A 16,665-nucleotide genomic window follows, 5' to 3' on the forward strand; every position below is an offset into this window, starting at 1 on the left:
TATTGAATTTTAGGCTACTATGCGTCGCAAACTCGTCATCGGCAATTGGAAAATGAACGGCAACCGCGCCGGCAATACGGCGTTGTTGTCCGGGATCGTCGCCGGATTGAACGACTTCGGAGCCGACTGCGCCGTCTGCGTGCCGGCGCCCTACCTGGCTCAATGCCAGGCCGAGCTGCAAGGCACCCCGGTCGCCTGGGGCGGGCAGGATGTGTCGGCCCACGCCAGCGGCGCCTACACGGGCGAAGTGTCGGCCGGCATGCTGGTCGACTTCGATTCCCGATACGTGCTGTGCGGCCACTCCGAGCGCCGCGCCTATCACAAGGAAAGCAGCGAGCTGGTGGCGCAAAAGACCGTCGCGGCATTGGCCGCCGGCCTGACGCCGGTGGTCTGCTGCGGCGAAACGCTGGCGCAGCGCGAGGCAGGGGAGACCGAAGCCATCATCTGCGGCCAGCTGCAGGCGGTGCTGGATGTGATTTCCGCCGACGACGTGGCCAGGCTGGTGGTGGCTTACGAGCCGGTATGGGCGATCGGCACCGGCAAGACGGCGACGCCGCAAATTGCCCAGGACGCCCACAGCTTCCTGCGCGCGCGCCTGGCGCAGAAGAATGCGCCGGCCGCTGCCGGCGTGCAGATTTTGTACGGCGGCAGCATGAAGCCGGACAATGCAAGAGAATTGATGGCCCAGCCGGATATCGACGGCGGCTTGATCGGTGGCGCCGCATTAAAGGCGACTGATTTCCTCGGGATTATCCAGGCCGTCTAAGTTTTAGAAACAAAACGATACAAAACTTTTATTTTTGAATGGAATAACATGAACTCCTTGTTCAATCTGGTTATCGTAGTGCAGGTCATTTCCGCAATCGCCATTATCGGCCTGGTATTGCTGCAGCATGGCAAAGGCGCCGACATGGGCGCGGCCTTCGGTTCGGGCGCCTCGGGCAGCCTGTTCGGCGCGACCGGTTCGTCGAACTTCATGTCGAAATCGACCGGCGTTGCCGCCGCGATTTTCTTCAGCGCCACGCTGGCCCTGTCGTACATCTCGACCCAGCACGGCAGCGGCGCCGTCAGCGGCGGCGTGATGGACAAGGCGCTGCCGGCGGCCCCGGCCCCGGCGCCAGCCACCGGCGCGGCAGCGATTCCTACCGCTCCGGCGGCGGCGCCAGCGGCCCCGGCAGCCTCGGCGCCAGCGCCGACTGCGGCAGGCTCTGCAGCTTCGATCCCAAAGTAATATAATAATGAACTAAGTTGTGAAAAGTTGCGAAGTAAAGCAGGTTCATTGGCAATTTTTTAAGTTGTTTGCTCATTGTTTTGGCAGTACATTAGCGCTGCAAGCTAGAAAAACAATTCAGAGTAGAAGGAAGTAAAGATTTATCGTTTTTCTTCTTGTTTTGGCGCAATACGGATTAACAACCGCGTGAAAACGAAGTAGAATAGCGGCCTTACGCCGACGTGGTGAAATTGGTAGACACGCTATCTTGAGGGGGTAGTGGCGCAAGCTGTACGAGTTCGAGTCTCGTCGTCGGCACCAGAAATCAGAGGCCAGCAAGGGAGTACCTACAAAGTACCTGAGCTGGCTTTTTTACGAGGATGTGTCGTTCGATCCTGGTCTAAGTAGTTTTACGATTGGGGCGAACGTTAAGAGCACCGCATAACACCGCAGTGTGTCCTTTTAACCGACCGTTCAATATAAGCTCATCAATCGTGAACCTCGAAAATTATCTCCCCGTCCTGTTGTTCATCCTCGTCGGTCTCGGCGTAGGCATCGCTCCCCAAGTCCTGGGCCACATTCTCGGGCCTAACAAGCCTGACGCAGCAAAACTGTCCCCGTATGAATGCGGCTTCGAAGCGTTCGAAGACGCGCGCATGAAATTCGACGTGCGTTACTACCTCGTCGCAATCCTCTTTATTTTGTTCGATCTGGAAACGGCATTCTTCTTCCCGTGGGGCGTCTCCATGCGCGAACTGGGCTGGAACGGGTTCCTGGTGATGATGAGCTTCATCGCTGAATTCGTCGTCGGTTTTTGGTATATCTGGAAGAAAGGTGCCCTTGATTGGGAATAAGCCATGGCTATTGAAGGCGTATTAAACGAAGGTTTCATCACCACCTCGGCCGACAAGCTGATCAACTGGGCGCGCACGGGTTCGATGTTCCCGATGACGTTCGGTCTGGCCTGCTGCGCGGTCGAAATGATGCACGTGGGCGCGGCCCGTTACGACATGGACCGCTTCGGCGTGGTGTTCCGTCCGTCGCCGCGTCAGTCCGACGTGATGATCGTGGCCGGCACGCTGTGCAACAAGATGGCCCCCGCGCTGCGCAAGGTCTACGACCAGATGCCGGAACCGCGCTGGGTCATCTCGATGGGCTCCTGCGCCAACGGCGGCGGCTACTATCACTACTCCTACTCCGTGGTGCGCGGTTGCGACCGCATCGTACCGGTGGACGTCTATGTGCCGGGCTGCCCGCCGACGGCTGAGGCTCTGCTGTACGGCATCATGCAGCTGCAAAACAAGATCAAGCGCACCAACACGATCGCACGCTAACGGGGCCGCTTCAAGAATATGACTACACATCTGGAACAACTGCAAACCGCCCTCGGCACCGCCCTGGGCGATCGCGTTACTACGACCGTGGCGTTGGGCGAGATCACGCTGGTCGTGAAAGCCGCCGACTACTACGGCGTGATGCAAACGCTGCGCGACGACAAGTCGCTGGGCTTCGATCAGCTGATCGACCTGGCCGGCGTCGACTACCTGAACTACGGTGAAGGCACCTGGGACGGCCTGCGTTTCGCAGTGGTCGTCCATTTGCTGTCCGTGAAGAACAACTGGCGCGTGCGCGTGCGCGCGTTCTGCGCCGACGACGACATGCCGCTGCTGCCGTCGCTGGTGCCGCTGTGGCGCGCCGTCAACTGGTACGAGCGCGAAGCGTTCGACATGTTCGGCATCCTGTTCGAAGGCCACAACGACCTGCGCCGCATCCTGACCGACTACGGTTTCATCGGCCATCCGTTCCGCAAGGACTTCCCGGTATCGGGCTATGTCGAAATGCGCTACGACCCCGAGCAGAAGCGCGTGATCTACCAGCCGGTCACCATCGAGCCGCGTGAAAACGTGCCGCGCGTGATCCGCGAAGAAAACTACGGGAAGTAAACAATGGCTGAAATTAAGAACTACACCCTGAACTTTGGCCCGCAACACCCGGCCGCGCACGGCGTGCTGCGCCTGGTGCTGGAGCTGGACGGCGAAGTGATACAGCGCGCCGACCCGCACATCGGCCTGCTGCACCGCGGCACCGAGAAGCTGGCCGAGCAGAAGACCTACCTGCAGTCGGTGCCGTATATGGACCGCCTCGACTACGTGTCGATGATGTGCAACGAGCACGCCTACGTGATGGCGATCGAGAAGCTGCTGGGCCTGGAAGTGCCGCTGCGCGCGCAATACATCCGCGTCATGTTCGACGAGATCACCCGCATCCTGAACCACCTGATGTGGCTGGGCGCGCACGCGCTCGACGTCGGCGCCATGGGCCCGTTCCTGTACTGCTTCCGCGACCGCGAAGACCTGTTCGACTGCTACGAGGCGGTGTCGGGCGCGCGCATGCACGCGGCCTACTACCGTCCGGGCGGCGTCTACCGCGACCTGCCGGACGCGATGCCGCAGCACAAGCCGTCGATCATCCGCTCGGCCAAGGCCGTGGCCGGCCTGAACGAACATCGCCAGGGCTCGCTGCTGGACTTCATCGAAGCGTTCACCAACCGTTTCCCGACCTACGTCGACGAATACGAAACGCTGCTGACCGACAACCGTATCTGGAAACAGCGTACCGTCGGCATCGGCGTGGTGGCGCCGGAAGATGCGCTGGCCATGGGCTTCACCGGCGCCATGCTGCGCGGCTCGGGCATCCAGTGGGACCTGCGCAAGCACCAGCCGTACGAAGTGTACGACCTGATGGACTTCGACGTGCCGATCGGCACCAACGGCGACTGCTACGACCGCTACCTGGTGCGCGTGGAAGAGCTGCGCCAGTCGAACAAGATCATCAAGCAGTGCGTCGAATGGCTGCGCAACAATCCGGGTCCGGTCATGACCGACAACCGCAAGGTGGCGCCTCCGGGCCGCGTCGACATGAAGACCAATATGGAATCGCTGATTCACCACTTCAAGCTGTTCACCGAGGGCTTCCACGTGCCGCCGGGCGAAGCGTACAGCGCGGTGGAGCATCCGAAGGGCGAGTTCGGCATCTATCTGATTTCCGATGGCGCCAACAAGCCGTACCGCATGAAGCTGCGCGCTCCCGATTACGCGCACTTGCAATCGCTGGATGAAATGGCGCGCGGCCACATGATTGCCGACGCCGTGACCATCATCGGTACGCAAGATATCGTGTTCGGCAGTATTGACCGCTAAGTCCGAGAGGCAGAAAAGTTATGTTGTTATCAGAGCAGTGCTACAAAAAAATCGACCGCGAGTTGGCCAAGTACCCGGCCGACCAGCGCCAGTCGGCCGTGATGGCCGCGCTGGCCCACGCCCAGGTTGAACTGGGTTGGATCTCGCCGGACGTGATGGCCGAACTGGCCGACTACATCCGCATGCCGGCCATCGCCGTGCAGGAAGTCGCCACCTTCTACAATATGTACAACCTGAAGCCGGTCGGCAAGCACAAGATTTCCGTGTGCACCAACCTGCCATGCGCCTTGTCGGGCGGCGTGCGCGCGGCCAACCACCTGAAAGAAAAGCTGGGCATCGACTTCCGTGACACCACGGACGACGGCGCTTTCACGCTGGTGGAAGGCGAGTGCATGGGCGCCTGCGGCGACGCGCCGGTGATGCTGGTGAACGACCAGCGCATGTGCAGCTTCATGTCCAACGACAAAATCGATACCCTGGTGGAGGAATTGAAGAAATGACGTCACTCCACAATCGTCACATCGACCCGGTCATTCTGGCCGGCCTCGACGGCAAGAACTGGCACCTGGAAGATTACGTCAAGCGCGGCGGCTACAGCGCCCTGCGCAAGATCCTCGAAGAGAAAATCACCCCGGAACAAATCATCGCCGACCTGAAAGCGTCGTCGCTGCGCGGCCGTGGCGGCGCGGGTTTCCCGACCGGCCTGAAGTGGAGCTTCATGCCACGCCAGTTCCCGGGCCAGAAGTACCTGGTATGCAACTCAGATGAGGGCGAGCCGGGCACTTTCAAGGACCGCGACATCATGCGCTACAACCCGCATGCGCTGATCGAGGGCATGGCCATCGGCGCCTACGCCATGGGCATCACCGTGGGCTACAACTACATCCACGGCGAGATCTTCGAGGTCTACACCCAGTTTGAAGATGCGCTGGAAGAGGCGCGCGCCGCCGGCTTCCTGGGCGACAAGATCATGGGCAGCGAGTTCAGCTTCCAGCTGCACGCGCACCATGGCTATGGCGCCTACATCTGCGGCGAGGAAACCGCGCTGCTGGAATCGCTGGAGGGCAAGAAAGGCCAGCCGCGCTTCAAGCCGCCTTTCCCTGCGTCGTTCGGCCTGTACGGCAAGCCGACCACCATCAACAACACCGAGACGTTCGCGGCTGTTCCGTTCATCCTGAACATGGGTCCTGAAAAGTACCTGGGCATGGGACGTCCGAACAACGGCGGCTCGAAGATCTTCTCGATCTCGGGCGACGTTGAACTGCCGGGCAACTACGAGGTGCCACTGGGCACCCCGTTCGCCAAGCTGCTGGAACTGGCAGGCGGCATGCGCGGCGGCAAAAAGATCAAGGCTGTGATCCCTGGCGGCTCGTCCGCTCCGGTGATCCGCGGCGAAGTGATGATGAACACCGACCTGGACTACGACTCGATCGCCAAGGCGGGCTCGATGCTCGGTTCGGGCGCCGTCATCGTCATGGATGAAACGCGTTGCATGGTCAAGGCCATGGAGCGCCTGGCTTACTTCTACTTTGAAGAATCGTGCGGCCAGTGCACCCCATGCCGCGAAGGCACGGGCTGGATGTACCGCATGATCCACCGCATCGAAAACGGCCAGGGACGTCCTTCGGACCTGGACGTGCTGAACTCGATCTGCGACAACATCCAGGGCCGCACCATTTGCGCGCTGGGCGATGCCGCGGCGATGCCGATGCGCGCGTTCATCAAGCAATTCCGCGAAGAATTTGAATATCACGTCGAGCACAAGCATTGCTTAGTGCCCGCTTACATCTAAGCTGCGTCAGGTAACGATCACCATGGTTGAAATCGAAATAGACGGCAAAAAAGTCGAAGTCCCTGCTGGTAGCATGGTGATGGACGCCGCCAACAAATTGGGAACCTACATTCCGCACTTCTGCTATCACAAGAAATTGTCGATCGCCGCGAACTGCCGTATGTGCCTCGTCGAAGTGGAAAAGGCCCCCAAGCCTTTGCCAGCATGCGCAACGCCGGTTTCGGCAGGCATGATTGTGCGCTCCGCTTCGGACAAGGCCGTGCAGGCTCAGAAGTCCGTGATGGAATTCCTGCTGATTAACCACCCGCTGGACTGCCCGATCTGCGATCAGGGCGGCGAGTGCCAGTTGCAGGATCTGGCGGTCGGCTACGGCAAGGGCGAATCGCGCTACGAAGAAGACAAGCGCGTCGTCGTGCCGAAAGATGCCGGCCCGCTGGTCTCCATGCAGGAGATGGCGCGCTGCATCCAGTGCACCCGTTGCGTGCGTTTCGGCCAGGAAGTGGCCGGCGTCATGGAGCTGGGCATGATCGGCCGCGGCGAACACTCGGAAATCACCGCGTTTGTCGGCCAGACCGTCAACTCGGAAATGTCCGGCAACATGATCGACCTGTGCCCGGTCGGCGCGCTGACGTCTAAGCCTTTCCGCTACAGCGCCCGCACCTGGGAACTGTCGCGCCGCAAATCGGTCTCGCCGCACGACGGCCTGGGCGCCAACCTGATCGTTCAGGTCAAGGGCGGCAAGGTCAAGCGCGTGCTGCCGCTGGAAAACGACGCCGTCAACGAGTGCTGGATTTCCGACAAGGACCGCTTCTCGTACGAAGGCCTGGACGCCGCCGACCGCCTGACCCAGCCGATGCTGAAGCAGGGCGGCGAGTGGAAGGAAGTCGACTGGCAAACCGCGCTGGAATACGTGGCGCACGGCCTGAAGAACATCAAGCACGAACACGGCGCCAACGCGCTGGCCGCTGTGGCCACGCCGCATTCGACGCTGGAAGAGCTGCACCTGCTGCAAAAGCTGACCCGCGCCATGGGCTCGGACAGCGTGGACACGCGCCTGCGCCACAGCGACTTCTCGCTGAGCGACGTCACCCCTTGGCTGGGCATGTCGATCGCGGAGTTCGGCCAGCTGAACCGCGCCTTCGTCATCGGCTCGTTCCTGCGCAAGGATCATCCGCTGCTGGCCACCCGCCTGCGCACGGCGGTGAAGGGCGGCGCCAAGCTGTCGATCCTGCACGCGACCGACGACGACCTGCTGATGAACGTCGCCAACAAGATGATCGTCGCTCCTTCGGAGTGGCTGTCGGCGCTGTCGCAAGTGGTGGTGGCCGTGGCCAAGGCCAAGGAAGTTTCTGCTCCAGCCGGCTTCGAAGGCGTCACCGCTTCCGACGCAGCCAACGCGATTGCCGCTTCGCTGATCTCCGGCGAAAACAAGGGTGTCTTCCTGGGTAACGCGGCGACGCAGCACCCGCAAGCCGCCGCGCTGCACGCCGCCGCACAATGGATCGCCGAACAGACCGGCGCCAAGCTGGGCTACCTGACCGAAGCCGCCAACACCGTCGGCGCTTACATCGTCAACGCCAACGGCGCCAAGGTGCCTGCGTTCTCCGAGCAGAAGCAAGCCTACGTGCTGCTGAACGCCGAGCCAGAGCTGGATGCACACGACCCGCAAGCCGCCGCCGCCGCGCTGAAGCACGCCGAGATGGTCGTCGTCATGTCGGCCTACAAGCACGGCATGGACTACGCCGACGTGCTGCTGCCGGTTTCGCCGTTCAGCGAAACGTCGGGCACCTTCGTCAACTGCGAAGGCCGCGCGCAAAGCTTCAACGGCACCGTCAAGCCGCTGCTGGAAACCCGCCCTGCGTGGAAAGTGCTGCGCGTGCTGGGCAACATCCTCGGCCTGTCCGGTTTCGACTACGACACGTCCGAAGCGATCCGCGACGAAGTGCTGGGCGCCGGCGTGACCGATTTGTCGGCCAAGCTGAACAACATCACCAGGCAAGCTGTCGTTGCTGCCTCCGCCGCTTCGACCGGTACCGAACGTATCGCCGACGTGCCTATCTACTTCGCCGACGCGGTGGTGCGCCGCGCCGAGTCGCTGCAGAAGATGGCCGATGCGGCTGCGCCGAAAGCGCACCTGTCGTCCGCGCTGGCGCAGCAGCTGGGCGTCGCCGCCGGCGACACCGTCAAGGTAACGCAAGGTTCCGGCAGCGCGATCCTGGTCGCCGCTGTCGACGCCAAACTGCCAGCCAACGCAGTCCGCGTGGCCGCCGCTCACGCGTCGACCGCCGCACTGGGCGGCATGTTCGGTTCCATCACCGTTGAAAAAGCAGGGGAGGGTAAATAATGGCTCTGCCTGAATTCGTCACTACCATTAACGCCATGGGCGCAAACAGCGTGCTGGCTCCGGCCTGGCCGCTGATCTGGGCGCTGATCCGCGTCATCGTCGTGCTGCTGCCGCTGATGGGCCTGGTCGCCTATCTGACGCTGTGGGAACGTAAGTTCATCGGCTGGATCCAGATCCGCGTCGGCCCTAACCGCGTCGGCCCCATGGGCCTGCTGCAGCCGATCGCCGATGCGCTGAAACTGCTGTTCAAGGAAATCATCACCCCGGCCAAGGCCAACCGCGGCCTGTTCGTCATCGGTCCTATCATGACCATCATGCCGGCGCTGGCCGCATGGGCGGTGGTGCCGTTCGGCGCCGAAGCCGTGCTGGCCAACGTCAACGCCGGCCTGCTGCTGCTGATGGCGATCACCTCGATGGAAGTCTACGGCATCATCATCGCCGGCTGGGCCTCGAACTCGAAGTATTCGTTCATGGGCGCGATGCGCGCCTCGGCGCAGATGATCTCCTACGAAATCCCGATGGGCTTCGTGCTGGTGGTCGTGCTGATGGTGTCCGGTTCGCTGAACTTCGGCGACATCGTCGCCGGCCAGCAGAAGGGCATGTTCGTCGAGCACGGCCTGAACTTCCTGTCGTGGAACTGGCTGCCGCTGCTGCCGCTGTTCGTGGTCTACCTGACCTCGGGCCTGGCCGAATGTAACCGTCACCCGTTCGACGTGGTCGAAGGCGAGTCCGAGATCGTCGCCGGCCACATGGTCGAATACTCGGGCATGGCCTACGCCATGTTCATGCTGGCCGAATACGCCAACATGATCCTGATCGCGACCCTGGGTTCGATCATGTTCCTGGGCGGCTGGTCCGCACCGTTTGCCTTCCTCGAATTCTGGGGCGGTTTCGGCGGCTTCTTCTGGTTGTTCGCCAAGGCGTTCTTCCTGGTGTCCGTCTTCATCTGGGTGCGCGGTACTTTCCCACGCTACCGTTACGACCAGATCATGCGTCTGGGCTGGAAAGTGTTTATCCCTCTGACGCTGGTGTACCTGGTGTTCGTGGCCGGCTGGATGCAGACATCCTGGAATATCTGGAAGTAAGGACTGGAAAAAATGGAACGTTTAAAAGACTTCATCGGCAGCTTCATGCTGACCGAATTGATCAAAGGGATGGCGCTGACGGGCAAGTACATGTTCTCGCGCAAAATCACCGTGCAGTACCCGGAAGAGAAGACGCCGATGTCGCCGCGCTTCCGCGGACTGCACGCGCTGCGCCGTTATCCCAACGGCGAAGAGCGCTGCATCGCCTGCAAACTGTGCGAAGCGGTGTGCCCTGCGATGGCGATCACCATCGAATCCGAGCAGCGCGACGACGGCTCGCGCCGCACCACGCGTTACGACATCGATCTGACCAAGTGCATCTTCTGCGGCTTCTGCGAAGAGTCCTGCCCGGTCGACTCGATCGTCGAGACGCACGTGCTGGAATACCACGGCGAGAAACGCGGCGATCTGTACTACACGAAAGAGATGCTGCTGGCCGTAGGCGATCGCTATGAAAACGAGATCGCCGCAGCCCGCGCAGCGGACGCTCCTTACCGCTGATGACATGCGGCTGGTCCTTAACCTCGCCAAGGCGAGGCCAAGGCGCGCCGCATATCAATAGCGTGTCGATCAATAATGTACGTCTCTTGGGTTAGTTATGGAATTTAAAACTGCTTTGTTCTACGCCTTCTCAGCCATCATGATATTGGCTGCGACGCGCGTTATCACGGCCCGCAATCCGGTGCACGCCGCGCTGTTCCTGGTGCTGGCGTTCTTCTCGGCTGCCGGCATCTGGATGCTGCTCGAGGCCGAGTTCCTGGCCATCGTGCTGGTGCTGGTCTACGTCGGCGCCGTCATGGTGCTGTTCCTGTTCGTGGTCATGATGCTCGACATCGACACGGACAAGATGCGTGAAGGCTTCTGGGGCTACCTGCCGGTCGCTTCCTTCGTCGGCGTGATCATCGTGCTGGAAATGGCCGCCGTGCTGTGGCGCTCCTTCCTGTCGTTCGACCAGCAGGTGCCCAACACCGGCAACATCGGCGGCACCAAGGAACTAGGCATCCTGATCTACACCAAATACATCTACGGCTTTGAAATCGCCGGGGTGATCCTGCTGGTGGCGATCATCGCCGCCGTGGCGCTGACCCTGCGCAAGCGCAAGGACACCAAACATTTCGACCCAGCCGACGCGGTACGCGTCAAGCGCAACGACCGCCTGAAGATCATCAAGATCGATCCGGTGACCACACGCGGCCAGAATGCTGCTGGTTCGGCAGAAGTTAAGGAGGCACCATGACTTTATCGCTCGCTCACTACCTCGTTCTCGGCGCGATATTGTTCGCGATCTCGATCGTCGGTATTTTCCTGAACCGCAAGAACATCATTGTCCTGCTGATGGCCATCGAACTGATGCTGCTGGCGGTGAACATGAACTTCATCGCGTTCTCGCATTACCTGGGCGACGCGGCCGGGCAGATCTTCGTTTTCTTCATCCTGACCGTGGCGGCTGCTGAATCGGCAATCGGCCTCGCGATTCTGGTGGTGATGTTCCGTAACCTGGACACCATCAATGTGGAAGACCTGGATAGCCTCAAGGGCTAAGTTCTCACTCGAATAATAACGATTAAGGTTCATCATGGCGGTTACTCTTAACCCTAATCTCCTGCTAGCCGTACCCTTGGCGCCGCTGGCCGGCGCCGCGATTGCGGGCTTGTTAGGAACTAAATTCTTCGGCAACGTGGTAGGTCGCAAGACCTCGCACACGGCGACCATCCTGGGCGTGCTGGTGGCGTTCATCCTGTCGGCGATGACGCTGAACGATGTCGTCAACGGCGCCAGCTACAACGGCACCGTCTACAACTGGATGACCGTGGCCGGGCTGAAGCTGCAGGTCGGCTTCCAGATCGACGCGCTGTCGGCGATGATGATGTGCGTGGTGACCTTCGTGTCGCTGATGGTGCACATCTACACCATCGGCTACATGGCGGAAGATGAAGGCTACAACCGCTTCTTCGCCTACATCTCGCTGTTCACCTTCTCGATGCTGATGCTGGTCATGGCCAACAACTTCCTGCAGCTGTTCTTCGGCTGGGAAGCGGTGGGCCTGGTGTCGTACCTGCTGATCGGCTTCTGGTACACCCGCCCAACGGCGATCGTGGCCAACATGAAGGCGTTCCTGGTCAACCGCGTCGGCGACTTCGGCTTCATCCTGGGTATCGGCCTGCTGCTGGCCTACGCCGGTTCGATGGACTACCAGGAAGTCTTCGCCAAGAAGGAAGCGCTGGCTGCGCTGCACCTGCCGGGCACCGACTGGGCGCTGCTGACCGTCGCCTGCATCTGCCTGTTCATCGGCGCGATGGGCAAGTCGGCGCAGTTCCCGCTGCACGTCTGGCTGCCCGACTCGATGGAAGGCCCGACCCCGATCTCTGCACTGATCCACGCCGCGACCATGGTTACCGCGGGTATCTTCATGGTGACCCGCATGTCGCCGCTGTTCGAACTGTCGGACACCGCGCTGTCCTTCATCCTGGTCATCGGCTCGATCACCGCGCTGTTCATGGGCTTCCTGGGCATCATCCAGAACGACATCAAGCGCGTGGTCGCTTACTCGACCTTGTCGCAGCTGGGCTACATGACCGTGGCGCTGGGTTCGTCCGCTTACTCGGTGGCCGTGTTCCACCTGATGACCCACGCATTCTTCAAGGCGCTGCTGTTCCTCGGCGCCGGCTCGGTCATCATCGGCATGCACCACGACCAGGACATCCGCAACATGGGCGGCCTGCGCAAGTACATGCCGATCACCTGGATCACTTCCTTGCTGGGTTCCCTGGCGCTGATCGGCACCCCGTTCTTCTCCGGCTTCTACTCGAAGGATTCGATCATCGAAGCCGTCGCCGAGACCCACATCTGGGGCGCTGGCTTCGCCAACTTCGCCGTGCTGGCAGGCGTGTTCGTGACCGCGTTCTACTCGTTCCGCATGTACTTCCTGGTGTTCCATGGCGAAGAGCGTTTCGGCAAGGCCCACGCGCATGACGATCATCATGCTCCGGCTGCCGCCCACGGCGCGCACGACGACCACGCTCACGACTCCGACGCGCATCACGAGGAAGAGGACGACCACGGCCATCACGGCCTGGAGCCTGGCCAGAAGCCGCATGAATCGCCATTCGTGGTCTGGTTCCCGCTGGCGATGCTGGCCATCCCTTCGGTCATCATCGGCTACCTGACCATCGGTCCCATGCTGTTCGGCGACTTCTTCACCGGCGTGATCGCCTTCGGCGAAAACCACAAGGCGATGGAACTGCTGAAAGAGGAATACCACGGCCCGATGGCCATGGCGATGCACTCGCTGACGTCGCTGCCGCTGTGGCTGGCGATCTCCGGCGTCGCCACCGCGTACTACTGCTACATGATCAATCCTCGCGTACCGGCCTGGTTCTACGAGAAGTTCAAGTTCCTGCACACGCTGCTGGACAACAAGTACTACATGGACAAGTTCAACGAGGTGGTGTTCGCCGGCGGCGCACGCCTGCTGGGCAACGGCCTGTGGAACATCGGCGACAAGACCCTGATCGACGGCTTTGTGGTGAACGGCAGCGCCAGGCTGGTGGGCTGGTTCTCGACGCTGACCCGTTTGGCGCAGACTGGTTATATCTACCACTACGCGTTCGTCATGATCCTCGGCATTCTGGGGTTCCTGGTCTACTTCCTGCCGTTTTGGCACGCTTAATTAGCTGATACGCATAGAGATAACGATAACCATGATGCAGTCAATTACAACTTATCCTCCGTTCCTGAGCCTGGCGATCTGGCTCCCGATCATATTCGGTCTGATCGTGCTGGCCCTGGGCCGCGACTCCAATGCGGGCCTGGTCCGCGTTGGATCGCTGATCGCTTCCATCGTCAGCTTCGCCGCCACGCTGCCGCTGATCGTCCACTTCAACAACGCGGCCCACGGCATGCAGTTCGTCGAGAAGTCGCCGTGGATCGAGCGCTTCAACATCTACTACTCGCTGGGCATCGACGGCCTGTCGCTGTGGTTCGTGCCGCTGACGGCGTTCATCACCGTGATCGTCGTGATCTCGGCCTGGCAGGTGATCCAGAAGCGCGTGGCCCAGTACATGGGCGCGTTCCTGATCCTGTCCGGCCTGATGATCGGCGTGTTCTGCGCCATGGACGGCCTGCTGTTCTACTTCTTCTTCGAAGCCACGCTGATCCCGATGTACATCATCATCGGTATCTGGGGCGGCGAGAACCGCGTGTACGCGTCGTTCAAGTTCTTCCTCTACACCTTCTTCGGCTCGCTGCTGACGCTGATCGCCATCATCTACCTGTACAAGGTATCGGGCGGCAGCTTCGACATCCTGATGTGGCACAAGATCGCCCTGACGATGAAAGAGCAGATCTTCATCTTCATCGCCTTCTTCATGGCCTTCGCCGTTAAAGTGCCGATGTTCCCGGTCCACACCTGGCTGCCGGACGTCCACGTCGAAGCGCCTACCGGCGGTTCGGCCGTGCTGGCCGCGATCATGCTGAAGCTGGGCGCCTACGGTTTCCTGCGTTTCTCGCTGCCTATCGTTCCCGATGCGTCGCACTACATGGCGCCGTTCGTCATCACCCTGTCGCTGATCGCCGTGATCTATGTCGGCCTGGTCGCGCTGGTACAGAAGGACATGAAAAAGCTGGTCGCCTACTCGTCGATCGCCCACATGGGCTTCGTCACGCTGGGCTTCTTCATCTTCAATAACATCGGCGTGCAGGGCGCCATCGCACAAATGATCTCGCACGGTTTCATTTCCGGCGCGATGTTCCTGTGCATCGGCGTGCTGTACGACCAGGCGCACTCGCGCCAGATCGCCGACTACGGTGGCGTCGTCAACAAGATGCCGAAGTTTGCCGCGCTGTTCATCTTCTTCTCGATGGCTAACTGCGGTCTGCCTGCGACCTCCGGCTTCGTCGGCGAGTTCATGGTGATCCTGGGCGCCACGCAGTACAACTTCTGGATTGGCCTGCTGGCCGCGACCGCGCTGATCCTGGGCGCAGCCTACTCGCTGTGGATGGCCAAGCGCGTCATCTTCGGCAAGGTCGCCAACCACCATGTGGCTGAACTGGTCGACATCAACGGCCGCGAATTCCTGATGCTGGGCATTCTGGCTGTCGCCGTGCTGTACATGGGCCTGTACCCAGCGCCATTCACCGACACGATGCAAACCTCGGTTGCGGACCTGCTGGCTCACGTTGCGCACAGCAAGCTGCCTTACTGAAAACGGAAACACATAAATGACTACTCCACTTCCACAAGCGGTTATCGACATGGTGCCGCTGTACGCAGAAATCGCTCTGCTGATCGGCGCCTGTGCGATCCTGTTGATCGATATGTTCCTGTCGCAGGGTAAGCGCTCGGTGACCTACGTGCTGTCGCTGGTGACGCTGCTGATCTGCGGCGCGCTGAGCTACCACGACTACACCGCCGGCACCACGGTCTACACCTTCAACGGCATGTTCGTCTCCGATCCGATGGCGAACCTGCTCAAGCTGTTCACCTACCTGGCCGTCGGCCTGACGCTGGTGTATTCGCGCCAGTACGCCGAAGACCGCGGCATGTTGAGCGGTAACCTGGGCGGCGAGTTCTACGTGCTGGCGCTGTTCGCCATGCTGGGCCAGATGGTCATGATCTCGGGTTCGAACTTCCTGTCGATCTACCTGGGCGTCGAGCTGATGTCGCTGTCGCTGTACGCGCTGGTGGCGATCCGCCGCGACAACCACAAGGCCACCGAAGCCGCGATGAAGTACTTCATCCTGGGCGCGCTGGCTTCCGGTTTCCTGTTGTACGGTATCTCGATGCTGTACGGCGCGACCGGCACGCTGGACATCGCCAAGGTGTCGGCCGCCGTCGCCGCGGGCACCATCAAACCGACCATCCTGGTGTTCGGCATCGTGTTCCTGGTCGCCGGCCTGGCGTTCAAGCTGGGCGCCGTACCGTTCCACATGTGGGTACCGGACGTCTATCAAGGTTCGCCAACGGCAGTGACGCTGCTGCTGGGCGGCGCGCCGAAGATCGCCACCTTCGCCATCTGCATCCGCCTGCTGGTGGAAGGCCTGCTGCCGCTGGCGGTGGATTGGCAACAGATGCTGATGGTGCTGGCTGTGATGTCGCTGGTCATCGGCAACGTGACCGCGATCGCGCAGACCAACCTGAAGCGCATGCTGGCCTACTCGACCATCGCGCAAATGGGCTTCGTGCTGCTTGGCCTGCTGGCCGGCGTCGCGGGCACCACCGACCGCACCGGCGCTGCCGCTGCCTACAGCGCCGCGATGTACTACACGCTCACCTACGTGATGACCACGCTGGGCAGCTTCGGCCTGATCATGCTGCTGGCGCGTTCCGGCTTCGAAGCGGAAGAACTGTCCGACTTCAAGGGCCTGAGCAAGCGTAACGGCTGGTTCGCGCTGGTGATGTCGCTGCTGATGTTCTCGCTGGCCGGCGTGCCGCCGATGATGGGCTTTGCCGCCAAGTTCTCGGTGCTGACCGCCGTGCTGGGCACCGGCCAGATCTGGCTGACCGTGGTCGCGGTGATGTTCTCGCTGATCGGCGCGTTCTACTACCTGCGCGTCGTCAAGATGATGTGGTTCGACGAGCCGGCGGATAATTCGCCTATCGTCATGAAGGCCGACATGAGCTTCGCCCTGAGCCTGAACGGCGTCGCCATCGTGCTGCTGGGCCTTCTGCCAGGCCCGCTGCTGGCGGCCTGCCTGAAAGCCATGACCCTGACGCTGAACACCTGATGGATGTTTCCGTCGCAAGCTGGTTGGTGATCGCGGTTGCAATCGCGGCCGCCAACCTGCCTTTTTTCAATGACAAGGTATTCGCGCTGCTGGCCACCAAATGGCCGCGCAAGCCGCTGATCGTGCGGCTGCTGGAAATGGCGGTGCTGTACTTTGTCGTTGGCGCCATCGGCTTCGGACTCGAAGGCCAGATCGGCAACCGCTTCCCGCAGACGTGGGAGTTCTACGCAATCTCCGCCTGCCTCTTCATCGTTCTCGGATTCCCGGGATTCATCGTTCGCTACCTGCGCAAGCGCCACGGCTGATAC

Annotated in this window: 17 protein-coding genes and 1 tRNA gene; all 18 read left to right on the forward strand. The window is 61.1% G+C overall.

What is annotated here, in order from left to right:
* Nucleotides 1-19: 19 nt before the first annotated feature.
* The 18 genes from tpiA to ABWW33_RS16775 all read left to right on the forward strand — a co-directional run bounded on the left by tpiA (nucleotide 20) and on the right by ABWW33_RS16775 (nucleotide 16,662).
* Entirely contained in the window at nucleotides 20-766 is a 747-nt protein-coding gene (gene tpiA, locus ABWW33_RS16690) for a triose-phosphate isomerase (RefSeq protein WP_353402915.1), read from the forward strand.
* A 48-nt stretch (nucleotides 767-814) separates the two neighbouring features.
* Nucleotides 815-1,231, forward strand: coding sequence for a preprotein translocase subunit SecG (secG, locus tag ABWW33_RS16695; protein ID WP_176651813.1), 417 nt, complete (start codon nucleotides 815-817; stop codon nucleotides 1,229-1,231).
* A gap of 215 nt (nucleotides 1,232-1,446) precedes the next feature.
* Nucleotides 1,447-1,531: transfer RNA gene (locus ABWW33_RS16700), tRNA-Leu, on the forward strand.
* A gap of 173 nt (nucleotides 1,532-1,704) precedes the next feature.
* On the forward strand, nucleotides 1,705-2,064 hold the full coding sequence (locus tag ABWW33_RS16705; protein ID WP_116988038.1) for an NADH-quinone oxidoreductase subunit A: 360 nt from the start codon (nucleotides 1,705-1,707) through the stop codon (nucleotides 2,062-2,064).
* 3 nt (nucleotides 2,065-2,067) lie between these two features.
* Nucleotides 2,068-2,544, forward strand: a complete 477-nt coding sequence (locus ABWW33_RS16710; protein ID WP_008450353.1) for a NuoB/complex I 20 kDa subunit family protein — start codon at nucleotides 2,068-2,070, stop codon at nucleotides 2,542-2,544.
* A gap of 18 nt (nucleotides 2,545-2,562) precedes the next feature.
* Nucleotides 2,563-3,153, forward strand: coding sequence for an NADH-quinone oxidoreductase subunit C (locus ABWW33_RS16715; RefSeq protein WP_176651812.1), 591 nt, complete (start codon nucleotides 2,563-2,565; stop codon nucleotides 3,151-3,153).
* Nucleotides 3,154-3,156: 3 nt separating this feature from the next.
* Nucleotides 3,157-4,410, forward strand: a complete 1,254-nt coding sequence (locus ABWW33_RS16720; protein WP_176651811.1) for an NADH-quinone oxidoreductase subunit D — start codon at nucleotides 3,157-3,159, stop codon at nucleotides 4,408-4,410.
* 20 nt (nucleotides 4,411-4,430) lie between these two features.
* A complete protein-coding gene (gene nuoE, locus ABWW33_RS16725) occupies nucleotides 4,431-4,910 on the forward strand; it encodes an NADH-quinone oxidoreductase subunit NuoE (RefSeq protein ID WP_176651810.1) in 480 nt (159 codons plus the stop codon).
* Nucleotides 4,907-6,202, forward strand: a complete 1,296-nt coding sequence (nuoF, locus tag ABWW33_RS16730; RefSeq protein WP_176651809.1) for an NADH-quinone oxidoreductase subunit NuoF — start codon at nucleotides 4,907-4,909, stop codon at nucleotides 6,200-6,202. The genes nuoE and nuoF overlap by 4 nt, the downstream gene beginning before the upstream one ends.
* Before the next feature lie 22 nt (nucleotides 6,203-6,224).
* Entirely contained in the window at nucleotides 6,225-8,546 is a 2,322-nt protein-coding gene (gene nuoG, locus ABWW33_RS16735) for an NADH-quinone oxidoreductase subunit NuoG (protein ID WP_353402916.1), read from the forward strand.
* Nucleotides 8,546-9,631: an NADH-quinone oxidoreductase subunit NuoH gene (nuoH, locus tag ABWW33_RS16740; RefSeq protein ID WP_176651807.1), complete on the forward strand. Its 1,086-nt coding sequence runs from the start codon at nucleotides 8,546-8,548 to the stop codon at nucleotides 9,629-9,631. Before nuoG ends, nuoH begins: the two co-directional genes overlap by 1 nt.
* A gap of 12 nt (nucleotides 9,632-9,643) precedes the next feature.
* Nucleotides 9,644-10,132 carry an NADH-quinone oxidoreductase subunit NuoI gene (gene nuoI / locus ABWW33_RS16745; protein WP_020702142.1) on the forward strand — a complete coding sequence of 163 codons (489 nt, stop codon included), beginning with the start codon at nucleotides 9,644-9,646 and terminating at the stop codon, nucleotides 10,130-10,132.
* 97 nt (nucleotides 10,133-10,229) lie between these two features.
* Nucleotides 10,230-10,868: an NADH-quinone oxidoreductase subunit J gene (locus ABWW33_RS16750; RefSeq protein WP_176651806.1), complete on the forward strand. Its 639-nt coding sequence runs from the start codon at nucleotides 10,230-10,232 to the stop codon at nucleotides 10,866-10,868.
* Nucleotides 10,865-11,173, forward strand: a complete 309-nt coding sequence (nuoK, locus tag ABWW33_RS16755; RefSeq protein ID WP_008450334.1) for an NADH-quinone oxidoreductase subunit NuoK — start codon at nucleotides 10,865-10,867, stop codon at nucleotides 11,171-11,173. The genes ABWW33_RS16750 and nuoK overlap by 4 nt, the downstream gene beginning before the upstream one ends.
* 34 nt (nucleotides 11,174-11,207) lie before the next feature.
* Nucleotides 11,208-13,301 carry an NADH-quinone oxidoreductase subunit L gene (nuoL, locus tag ABWW33_RS16760; RefSeq protein ID WP_176651805.1) on the forward strand — a complete coding sequence of 698 codons (2,094 nt, stop codon included), beginning with the start codon at nucleotides 11,208-11,210 and terminating at the stop codon, nucleotides 13,299-13,301.
* A gap of 31 nt (nucleotides 13,302-13,332) precedes the next feature.
* Nucleotides 13,333-14,835 carry an NADH-quinone oxidoreductase subunit M gene (locus tag ABWW33_RS16765; protein WP_353402917.1) on the forward strand — a complete coding sequence of 501 codons (1,503 nt, stop codon included), beginning with the start codon at nucleotides 13,333-13,335 and terminating at the stop codon, nucleotides 14,833-14,835.
* Between the two features lie 16 nt (nucleotides 14,836-14,851).
* Entirely contained in the window at nucleotides 14,852-16,357 is a 1,506-nt protein-coding gene (gene nuoN, locus ABWW33_RS16770) for an NADH-quinone oxidoreductase subunit NuoN (RefSeq protein WP_176651803.1), read from the forward strand.
* Nucleotides 16,357-16,662, forward strand: a complete 306-nt coding sequence (locus ABWW33_RS16775; RefSeq protein WP_176651802.1) for a DUF2818 family protein — start codon at nucleotides 16,357-16,359, stop codon at nucleotides 16,660-16,662. The genes nuoN and ABWW33_RS16775 overlap by 1 nt, the downstream gene beginning before the upstream one ends.
* Nucleotides 16,663-16,665 lie beyond the last annotated feature (3 nt).

Origin of the sequence: Duganella hordei, assembly GCF_040369125.1 — a bacterium.
Classification (GTDB): domain Bacteria; phylum Pseudomonadota; class Gammaproteobacteria; order Burkholderiales; family Burkholderiaceae_D; genus Rugamonas; species Rugamonas hordei.

Excerpts from the sequence above, each read along its gene's own strand:
- tpiA (WP_353402915.1), top strand. The coding sequence starts at position 20 with ATGCGTCGCAAACTCGTCATCGGCAATTGGAAAATGAACGGCAACCGC.
- secG (WP_176651813.1), top strand. The coding sequence starts at position 815 with ATGAACTCCTTGTTCAATCTGGTTATCGTAGTGCAGGTCATTTCCGCA.
- ABWW33_RS16710 (WP_008450353.1), top strand. The coding sequence starts at position 2,068 with ATGGCTATTGAAGGCGTATTAAACGAAGGTTTCATCACCACCTCGGCC.
- ABWW33_RS16715 (WP_176651812.1), top strand. The coding sequence starts at position 2,563 with ATGACTACACATCTGGAACAACTGCAAACCGCCCTCGGCACCGCCCTG.
- ABWW33_RS16720 (WP_176651811.1), top strand. The coding sequence starts at position 3,157 with ATGGCTGAAATTAAGAACTACACCCTGAACTTTGGCCCGCAACACCCG.
- nuoE (WP_176651810.1), top strand. The coding sequence starts at position 4,431 with ATGTTGTTATCAGAGCAGTGCTACAAAAAAATCGACCGCGAGTTGGCC.
- nuoF (WP_176651809.1), top strand. The coding sequence starts at position 4,907 with ATGACGTCACTCCACAATCGTCACATCGACCCGGTCATTCTGGCCGGC.
- nuoG (WP_353402916.1), top strand. The coding sequence starts at position 6,225 with ATGGTTGAAATCGAAATAGACGGCAAAAAAGTCGAAGTCCCTGCTGGT.
- nuoH (WP_176651807.1), top strand. The coding sequence starts at position 8,546 with ATGGCTCTGCCTGAATTCGTCACTACCATTAACGCCATGGGCGCAAAC.
- nuoI (WP_020702142.1), top strand. The coding sequence starts at position 9,644 with ATGGAACGTTTAAAAGACTTCATCGGCAGCTTCATGCTGACCGAATTG.
- ABWW33_RS16750 (WP_176651806.1), top strand. The coding sequence starts at position 10,230 with ATGGAATTTAAAACTGCTTTGTTCTACGCCTTCTCAGCCATCATGATA.
- nuoK (WP_008450334.1), top strand. The coding sequence starts at position 10,865 with ATGACTTTATCGCTCGCTCACTACCTCGTTCTCGGCGCGATATTGTTC.
- nuoL (WP_176651805.1), top strand. The coding sequence starts at position 11,208 with ATGGCGGTTACTCTTAACCCTAATCTCCTGCTAGCCGTACCCTTGGCG.
- ABWW33_RS16765 (WP_353402917.1), top strand. The coding sequence starts at position 13,333 with ATGATGCAGTCAATTACAACTTATCCTCCGTTCCTGAGCCTGGCGATC.
- nuoN (WP_176651803.1), top strand. The coding sequence starts at position 14,852 with ATGACTACTCCACTTCCACAAGCGGTTATCGACATGGTGCCGCTGTAC.
- ABWW33_RS16775 (WP_176651802.1), top strand. The coding sequence starts at position 16,357 with ATGGATGTTTCCGTCGCAAGCTGGTTGGTGATCGCGGTTGCAATCGCG.